We start from the raw sequence: 8,949 nt of genomic DNA, 5'->3' as shown, positions 1-8,949 counted from the left end.
CCGTCCCAGAAGATGAGCTTGATGCGATCGGCCCGCTTGGCGCGAAAGACGTAGACAGTCCCCGAGAACGGATCCGCCCCCATGGTCTCGCGCACGAGTGCGGCAAGCCCCTCGGCTCCTTTGCGGAAGTCAACGGGCTTGGTCGCCACCAGAACACGGACGGCACCGGTCGGTCCGATCATCGCACGCTCTTGAGCGTTTGCAGCACAGTGGTCAGCGTTGCGCCGTCGACACTGTGCGGCACACGAATGACAGCGCCCTCGACGACAATCTCGATCACTGCTTCACGGCAGGCTGCCGGAATGGACTGCGGTGTGTCAGGAGCGACAACCACCGGGGTAAAGGCCAGAGGATGATCACCAGCCTCTCGCTTGGCTTGACGGCGCCAGGTGAACAGGTGCTGAGGCGACATGCCATGCCGGCGGGCCACTTCGGACACGATCGCGCCCGGTGCCAGCGCTTCCTCGAGGATCCGCGCTTTCTCATCCGCCGACCAGCGCCGGCGTCCGCCAGATCCGGTGATCACTTCCAGGCGCCGCACCGGCCGCGGCGGCTCAAGCATATGGTCAAACATCGACACAAAACGATCCCCAATCAGAGATTGTCAGTCTCGCCGCTCACAGACACGAACGTAAGGTGGGATCAGAACATCGCTTACAGTGGATCGGATGGCGGGCGACCTTCAATCTCCGATACCGAACTCCTGCGCCGGATCGGACAAGATCTCCGCTCGATCTATGCGGAGGTCATCAGGCAACCGCTTCCTCCGCGCATCCAGGCAACTCTGGCTCTGATCGATCGCGAGCAAAGGCTTGCGGAACAGCCCCGTCGCACGCTGCCGTACTGACAGCACCTATATCCTCAGGTCAGCGGGCCAAGCCGTGCGATCAGCCCTGCTGCAATAGCCAAGCCTGTGGCTTGGAGGTTTTAGTTCTCAGGCAGAGGGCTGTATGAGCGGCCGAATGTCGAGTCTGGCCGCTCCGTGATCCGGATGAGAGCGGCTCGCTGAGATCCGCTCAGGCGGCCTTCAGATTGACTGTTTCCTCGGCAAGTTGGGTCAGAAGCTCGTCGGTCTTCTTTTCCTCCTGAAGCGTCTGCTCGAGCAGTTTGACGGCCTTTTTCATGCCGAGATGCGCAGCCCAGGTCCTCAGCGTGCCATAGCGCGAGATCTCATCATGCTCGACCGACTGTTGAGCGGGAATGACGGCAGCATCGAGAGCATCGGAATCCGTGAAGTCCTGCATGAGGTCCTTGCTCTCCTGGACGAGGTCCTGAACGGCCTCGCACGTCTTGCCCCACGCAGGCTTGTCCAGCATCGCAAAAGACCTGCTCCAGGCGTTCGATCTGAACCTCCGTCTCGTCACGATGCTTTTCGAGGGCCGGGCGGGGAGCTAATCGGACTCTGCGGTCTTCGCCATTTTCGGCAGGGCTCTCAGAATCTGCTTCTCGGCGTGATACACGTCGGCGGTATACACGTCCTTCAGGGTATCCAGGAAAAGATCGTCGAGGGTTTTCTGCTTGGCCGGTATGGGATCTCCTTACCAGATCATCCCAACCCAACTGATCTCATTGCCGTCTGTTCCCCAGCGAGGCTCCGCATTATGGACGTCGGCGCAAAGCCCCGATATGGGGCCCATGGGCATCAGCGAATCCATTCGCTCTAATGTAGGTGCGTAAAGGCTGGAAATGCTGCCGTCCAGGAACAAGGTGTTGGCGCAGCCCAACTGATTGCGGAACAATCGGGCGAATGTGCTGAACGTGACCGGATCGTCTGATATCGCGAACACGACCGTGTGTTGGTCTTTCACCCCGACACCGTTGCGGATCTTCAAGGACGTGCTCTGCTCCGAAAACTTGGGATGAAGGCGCCCATTGATGACGAGCATCGGGCCTGACTGCGTCGCGTGATCCGGCCTGATCTTCCACTTGAAATAGGTATCCGTTTCCAACACGCCGGCCTGACTGCCTTTGACATAGAAGGCGCCGTTGGGCTTGAGGTGGAAGTTTCCGGGCCCGTTCCTGGTGTTGGCTACCTTCAGTTCCTTTCCGTTCTCGACATAAAGCCCCACCGGCGAGCGATCCTCGTGGTACATGCCCGCATTCATCGCGAAAGCAACGCGTGCACCCTCCGGCGTCTCTTTCAGCCGACTGAAAGAGCCGAGCACATCCCCGTCCGGCCCGCGCCAGAACAGCTTCGCTTCGTACCGGCTGCAGTAGTCGGTACTTGATCGAACAGTCGGCGTCAGAGAGTGATCGGATTGAGCCTGTCCGACAGGATCAGGCTGCAATCATTTTCTCCTTTGCTGCGATCTGGTCGAGCCCGAGGAATGCCGAAACTACTTCACCGCCGCAGGCCGAATTACGCACCAACGTCTGACGGATCCTCAGCAGGGCAGCTCAGGTCCTGCAGCTCGCACCAGCAGGTCTCAGTCGCCAGGACTTGCTGCTCGGGAGCACAGGATTATCAGGCTCGGGTTCGTCGCCCCGCACGTGTCGCGCGATGATCACACTTCACGGTGCGTGCGCCCAGCGGCCAGGCGCAGAGAAGCATTAGCGCCTGTGACCTTGGGCTGATCGAAGTTGAGGTTGCCGAGCTTCCAGGATTGCAGAACCACAGAAGCATCCCCGATCGACTTCGGCTTCACGCCGCCCTCCGTGGCGCGCTCAATGGTCAGGGCCTTCCCGCTCCAGTCGAGCAAGAGGCGGTCTTCCGATCCGAAGCCAGCGCTATCCCACAACGCCCGCGGCAGGCGGATGGAGGTGTAGTACCGGTCCGGGCGCTTGGCGTCGGGAATCGACTTCACCACGACTGGCGCAGAGCCCGCTTTGGGCGCGGGTGCCTCGTTCCCCTTGGGGAGCCGGCGCTGCTTGGATGGCTTTCTCGTCTCCGTCATAGTCGGTGCCGGCCCTGGTTCCGAGCCGATCGGACGGTCGACCTCTTGGACGAGGTTAAGCTCTAATGCCGGTTGCTCCTCAACCTTCATGTCTTCGGTTGCAGGCTTTGTGGCCTCACCTGTGGGAAAAGGTGGGCTCGGGATTGATCGAACCGCACCGGCAACCTCCCGCAGACCACCGGAAATCCCTTCCGCCGACTGCACCACCAGAGGCGCCAGACGTGCGATGGCCTCGATCTGTTGGCCTCCAAGAGCCACCAGCTTGCTCACCTGCTCGGCCATGAGCTCCATGGTGGACCGCAGGCCTTTCAGATCCGCGGCCATCCCGGTCAGGGCGTGCTCGACTTCTGGTGACAGAGCCGGCGAGGGGGCGCGCTGCTGCGGAGCCGGTAAGGCGGATGGTTGAGACGGCGGCGCCGCGTTCGGGCGGAAAACCTCGGCTGCTAGAGCCTCGGGCTTGCCCAGATGCCGAGCCAGGATTTCGGCCGTGTCCCGGCGGCGGTTGTTCGACGCTCCAGTCTCGCGCCGTGGCATGTTAGATGACTTCATCTCCTGACCATGGCGACGGTGAGCTAAGCAGGCCGGGCAGATGTCGAAGGAGGGAGCGCGACCAAGCAGCCAGCCGCGAGAGCTGAAGTAAGCTTTGACGGTGTCATCGCTGGTAGGCCTGGAGGCTTCATAAGAGGCTGTGCTGACACATTCCGAGCAGCGGATGGTGAAGCGGAATTTGGAAGGAGCGCCACCACTACGGGTAATCTGCGGCTCGAACTGACGTGCGATGCCGGGCATCTAGTAAATCCTGATCGTTAGAAAAGATTCAATCGAGGAGGAAGGACGCAATGTCACGACCATTCCATCCAGAAAAGAGCTTTAGGGTTTGGCAGGCTATTAGCACTCAATCGATAAGACTCCAACTAGATTGGTGTGGGGACATCCTACCCATGCAGGGAATATTGCTTCGTATTTTAGTTTCTCAGTTCACGCACATTTCTGCAGCGCAATTTGTATGCCTCGGCCAGATGCTGTTCGAGCCTAAGCAACGAGCGCGGCGTCTATAACAGTCATATCCCAACGAACCGCTAGCATTGTGGGCTATACCGCTTGGACAAATGTCATGAGCATCGATCAAATGAGGTCGGGACAATCGTCGAAGTACCTATGACAGATCGATCGACTAGTCTTTGGCCAGAAACTCTAAGGGAGATTTTTGAGGCAATATCACGTCCATCTATATGGCATAAGGCAGATCCAGACCAGTCTGCGCTGGACCGAGCTAACGGTCCCTGCATATCGCATATCATTGATCCCACTACGATACCTTTCGCTGAAACGACCATCTTTCGTGGGTTCATCTCAGCAGAGCAGGCGAAGCCCACAACGGACCATTCACCAAATGGCGTATCACTCGCTGGTGTTGGACGTGCTTGACGTAGAGACGCCTCGACACTTCCATCCCATACATCATCGGCCGAAAGCCCATTTGCAGCTTTAAAATCCTGTAGCGCCGAGCGAGAAACGAGTCCCCAGATCCCCTCAGGCTGATACCGGTAGTATCCTAGCTCTGATAGTCTTGCCTGAATCAGATTTGCATCAGACGGATTTAGAGGGTGTAGCGTTGTTCCCATGACAGACGCGAACGGGCGATACAACCCCTCTGCCTCCGTTGCTGGATCAGGAGGGGCGTACCATTGTGGAGCTGTTGCGGACATACTACCGAAAAGTGCGGTCTGACTTGGAAGATCCCATTCGTCAGTGTTGGGGAGGCCGTTAGCTGCTTTGAAATCACGCAAGGCAATACGTGATCGCGGCCCCCAGACCCCATCAATTATCGACGTTTTCAGGAAGCCGCGCTCTCTTAGTCGAAGCTGAACTTCCACTGCAACTTCGAGGCGTGTCAAATCTCGCAGAGCCTCTACGGAGCCGGCCGGTCTGACTGTGAGCATCAATGGAGAGCTAGAGGGGAGGGACGATGATGGCTGAGTCTTGGACCCATCTCCCGCCGCTGGAGGTTCTTCCACAGGAGTCGACGGGCGGGTAATTGCTGTAGCAGGGCTATCCAGCGGGGATGCTTGGGACGGTTGCGCCTCTCGATTCTGTTGTACGCCGGGTTGCGCAAAAGCACGTCTAACAGCGGCTGCTTCTCGCTCAACGCACGACTTCCAGAGTTGGGCGCCATGGCTTCTAGGGCACGTCTGATCAATCCATTGACGGGCCTCGGAAGACAAATCGGAGACATTTGGCAGAGATGAAGAGAGGGCTGCCACTTGTCGTTCGGCACAGCTTCTCCAGAGCTGAGGCCCATGGCTAGTAGGACACGATTGCATAACCCATATTTGCATTTCGGGTGCCAATTCACTTACAGCAGGCCATCCCGGCGCGCGGAGGGCAGCAATCTGCCGACTGACGCACGACGTCCATAGCGACGGCCCATAGGAGCGGGGGCAGGTTTGCTCGACCCAACGGCGATTATCCGGATCCAACGCCGACAAGTCTTCTGAAGTGGTCTGTGCTCTGGCCTGCCCACCGAGTGCAGCGAGGGTGAGTATTAAAAGTAGGCGGGCGGACTTCATAAGATCTGCGCCTCTCAGCACCGTTGACAAGTGTGTGTGATATTTATTGCCCGAGTGAGTGACTTGGGGATCATGGGTTTAGTAAACGATTCCGAGTCGGGCGAGCGTCTCATTGTCCATGTAACCAGTCGCTCGAAGATGCTGCGCAGTTTGAAATGTTCGGATGGCCAACTGCGTATCCGCAGATAGCCGGCCGTCGATCGGGCCATAGTAATAGCCACGCGCTCGCAACTCGACTTGGACACGCATCACCATCACTTCCGCCGCCACAGGTCGCGATGCTACCGTTCCAGGAGAGTTAGCATTGCTGTTGCCGGGAGCAGGCTGCAAAGGAGCCACACCACTGACAGGCGGTGTCGGGGGGCGGGGCGCGGACCCAGCTCCGCCCACTGTGCTCGGCGGCGGTTTAGGAATGTACAGCCCGGGTGCCGTAGTCGTCTGCCCTGGTTCGGGCGAACCGATCGATGGCCTATATCCTCTGCTCGTGGGAGGCGCAACATATGGGTTTGAAGCCGGAGGGGTGTAGACAGGCGGTGGGCTGTAGGTGGGCGGAGGTGAGTAGCTATAGCCTCCTCCAGAGCCCGAATAATGACTGCTATGACTGCGGTGGCTTGAGTGACTGCGATGGCTCGAATGGCTGCGGTGTCCCGCGTAGAGCTGCCGGCCATCAATATAATTCGGACGCTCGAACGTGAGTGGACGACCTTGAGATCCTGGATCCGATCCTGCGACACCTTCAGGTAAGACCGTCAATGCAGCGTCCGCGGGCGACCAGACCGTTGCTACTGCTGTTGCCGGCATTGCCCAGGCAAGAACGTTCTTGATGAATGCTGTCCAGTTGCGCTTCATGCGATTGCCTTAGATTCGATTGCCTGGATGCCCTTGCTACGCCAGCCGTCGCCTGCGGATCTGAAGAACCCGCAGCAGGCTTCACGCAACGTGCAACTTTGACACTCCGGAACGAAAACGTTCTTCCAATCGGAGATGCTCTGACGGGCAAATGGCCGTGCCTGATCTGGGAGCAGGCAGAGAGGGATATTGTAGATCGACACCGTGATACCTCGCCGCCACAGGTAGGCTGCAGCTTGGCTTAGTGTGTCAGCGTACTCAATTGGGTCGATCCAGAGTTTATCGCGATTAGAGCGTGCATAACCCATAGGCTCAAGGCCCATGAGTGCCACATGCTCTGCAAACGGTAGGTTCCAGTACAGGAACTCGACCAACTCCTGAAGGCGGTGGACCGTCTGACGATGCAGAACACAGCGGATCTCGATACGATGGTCGCGCTCCGCGAGGTTATGAAGGCCGTTCACCGTTTCATTGAAGGCCCCATCGGCCTGAACAACATAATCGTGGTCTGTTGCATTGTCAGCGTACACTGGGACCGCCCACACCACCTGACCTGCTGATTGATCAAACGAGCGGACAAAGGCACGATCCGCAAAGAGCCGTCCGTTGGTGAGTACGTGCAGGACTGTGTTTGGCAGATATTGCTTTGCTGTTCTCAGGACTTCGACCAGACCGTCACCAAGGAGGCACGGCTCCCCGCCCGTAATTCCGAGAACTGGCAGGTCACGATCAATAAGCTGAAGCAGGTCAATCATCTCGCCAATCCGCCAGCTGTCATCCTCCTCCCGCGGCGGCTGGCTGCACATGAGACATTGGCTATTGCACCGCTCGGTTGCGAACAGCGTGTTAGCGTTCGCACCACGTCGGTAGAGAACGTTTACTTGTCCAGACGGGTGGACCCGCACCACATCCCCTGGAGCGACAACTGCAGGCATCGTGAGCGAGTGAAGCGTTGGAAGCGGCGATGCAAGGCTGCCGTCTTTATCAAGAATGGCACCGGCTCCAATTGCAACCAGCGCATTGAGGTCAACCCCGTCGAGTTCACGCAGATCAATCATCGCCCGCGGAAGTGGAAAATCCTGGCGGAGCGCCTCGGCTAAGGAGAGCACCTTGTAGAGAGCCGAAGCTCCGTGGCCGGCGACTGTGCCTCGTGTATGAAGCGGAAGGGCCATGACACTATGCTGCCTTGGCTGCAGAGGGAACGCCATGGACCCAATCTTCAAAGATTCCGAGCGTAGCGGGGTCGCCTTCGGCAAGATGGTTGAAGAGAATTCTAAAGAGTCCCATGTGCCGCTGGCAGTGTTCACTCTCGGCTCGGTGCCCGACAGGATCTCCGTGACGGGAAAGCGAACCTGCCGGATCGGGACCACAGTAGGGTACGAAGGCGCAATCGGAACATCCAGGGAGCGTTTCGGCAAGACCGGACGCTGCTAGGAGCTCCATCGCGGGGGACCGCATGAGAGTCTGGAAATCATCGGTCACTGATCCGAGGCGCAGGGTATCGTTGCCAACCTCCTTGAGCATGCGTCCCTCGTCGGAGGCGTACACTCCGCCATCGTAGTTATAGACGAGTGTTCCGAAGCCACTGCCGACGGGAGAGCGCAGATCCACGTAAGGTGTCGGAAACGGCGTCAGGATACTAGAGAGCAGAATCTTGGCGTAAGCCTCTTCAATGAGGTACCCGCTCCTGTTGATCTCGAGGATGTGGCTAAGCGCGGTCTTGTAAAATCGCAGGTAATCCTCGACCGCGTAGCCGAGCCGTCGCTCTGACTTGTTTGCGAATCCATAGGGGCTGAGGGGCCGCAGGAAGATGGATCGGAAGCCGAGCCGCACATACTGATCAACGATCTCCTTCGGCCGCTCGAGGCTGCGGCGGGTGAGGGTAGTGAGTGCGGATACACTTTCGTCCCCAAGAGCCTGGCGTGCGCGTTGAAGGCCCTGGACGGTCAGTTCATGGGCGCTTCCACCCGGAAGCGGTCTGTTTGCATCATGAAGGTCTGCTGGACCATCCAAGGACGTTGAAACCTGGAAATCATGGATGCGCATGAACTCCAGAATTTCATCAGTCAGGTGGTGCAGTGTCGACGTGATTGAGAAGACGATCTGGCGGCACTCCTGAACATTCCGGGCTTGGATGAGTTCAACAATGCGACGAATGACAGGGAAGGCGAGAAGCGGCTCCCCACCCTGGAACTCGACAGTAAGGTGGAGGGAGGGGCTATCGAAAAGTCGATCCACGGCCGCGGCGGCAGTCTCTAGAGACATGTCATAGCGCCCAGCCGAGTGCAGTCGGCGCGAGACTTGGCAGTAGTGACAGCCATGGTCACAGCCAAGCGTCACGACGAAGATGTGTAGAGACGGTCCGCCGCGAAGGAAGGACTTCCTTGTGCGCAGTTTTGTTGCCAGGAGGCGAACCGCAGTTTCTGGAGATGTCTTGTAGAGAAGGTGCTTCGCCTCAAGTCCTCTCAGAGTGTTCCCATCAGCGAGTGGCTCTCGGCGAGCGAACGCCGCAAAGGTGCTTGGATCGAGGACGTGGAAATCTCCAGCCTCCGAGGTCACTAGAGCAACGGCAGTTCTGACGGAATCGTTGGGGCTATGCGGTGTGGCGGCTTCGTGATTCACTCATCTTGGCTCTC

Annotated in this window: 8 protein-coding genes and 1 pseudogene; all 9 read right to left on the bottom strand. The window is 58.4% G+C overall.

Annotation, left to right across the window (positions count from 1 at the left end):
- On the bottom strand, positions 1 to 182 hold a 182-nt coding region (tnpB, locus tag DC522_RS31415), incomplete at its 3' end, for an IS66 family insertion sequence element accessory protein TnpB (protein ID WP_133239428.1).
- Positions 179 to 574 carry a transposase gene (locus tag DC522_RS31410; protein WP_116532383.1) on the bottom strand — a complete coding sequence of 132 codons (396 nt, stop codon included), beginning with the start codon at positions 572 to 574 and terminating at the stop codon, positions 179 to 181. The genes DC522_RS31410 and tnpB, both read right to left, overlap by 4 nt.
- Positions 575 to 1,016: 442 nt before the next feature.
- A pseudogene (locus DC522_RS31400) lies at positions 1,017 to 1,529 on the bottom strand (ferritin-like domain-containing protein).
- A gap of 9 nt (positions 1,530 to 1,538) precedes the next feature.
- The gene (locus DC522_RS31395) at positions 1,539 to 2,246 is read right to left on the bottom strand and encodes a phosphodiester glycosidase family protein (protein WP_245444715.1); all 708 of its coding nucleotides are present in this window, start codon (positions 2,244 to 2,246) and stop codon (positions 1,539 to 1,541) included.
- 258 nt (positions 2,247 to 2,504) lie between these two features.
- Positions 2,505 to 3,428 (bottom strand): hypothetical protein, encoded by a 924-nt coding sequence (locus tag DC522_RS31390; RefSeq protein ID WP_245444713.1) that lies wholly within the window; start codon positions 3,426 to 3,428, stop codon positions 2,505 to 2,507.
- A gap of 578 nt (positions 3,429 to 4,006) precedes the next feature.
- Positions 4,007 to 4,519, bottom strand: a complete 513-nt coding sequence (locus DC522_RS37660; protein WP_371680986.1) for a peptidoglycan-binding protein — start codon at positions 4,517 to 4,519, stop codon at positions 4,007 to 4,009.
- A gap of 1,023 nt (positions 4,520 to 5,542) precedes the next feature.
- On the bottom strand, positions 5,543 to 5,713 hold the full coding sequence (locus tag DC522_RS37655) for a peptidoglycan-binding protein (RefSeq protein WP_160310482.1): 171 nt from the start codon (positions 5,711 to 5,713) through the stop codon (positions 5,543 to 5,545).
- A 596-nt stretch (positions 5,714 to 6,309) separates the two neighbouring features.
- Positions 6,310 to 7,485 (bottom strand): His-Xaa-Ser system radical SAM maturase HxsC, encoded by a 1,176-nt coding sequence (gene hxsC, locus DC522_RS31375; protein WP_116532384.1) that lies wholly within the window; start codon positions 7,483 to 7,485, stop codon positions 6,310 to 6,312.
- A gap of 4 nt (positions 7,486 to 7,489) precedes the next feature.
- Positions 7,490 to 8,872, bottom strand: coding sequence for a His-Xaa-Ser system radical SAM maturase HxsB (gene hxsB, locus DC522_RS31370; RefSeq protein WP_245444714.1), 1,383 nt, complete (start codon positions 8,870 to 8,872; stop codon positions 7,490 to 7,492).
- Between the last annotated feature and the right edge of the window lie 77 nt (positions 8,873 to 8,949).

Origin of the sequence: Microvirga sp. KLBC 81 (assembly GCF_003075415.1) — a bacterium.
GTDB lineage: Bacteria > Pseudomonadota > Alphaproteobacteria > Rhizobiales > Beijerinckiaceae > Microvirga.
Note: the sequence above shows the minus strand (reverse complement) of the source record. Positions and strands in the feature narration are given on the sequence as shown.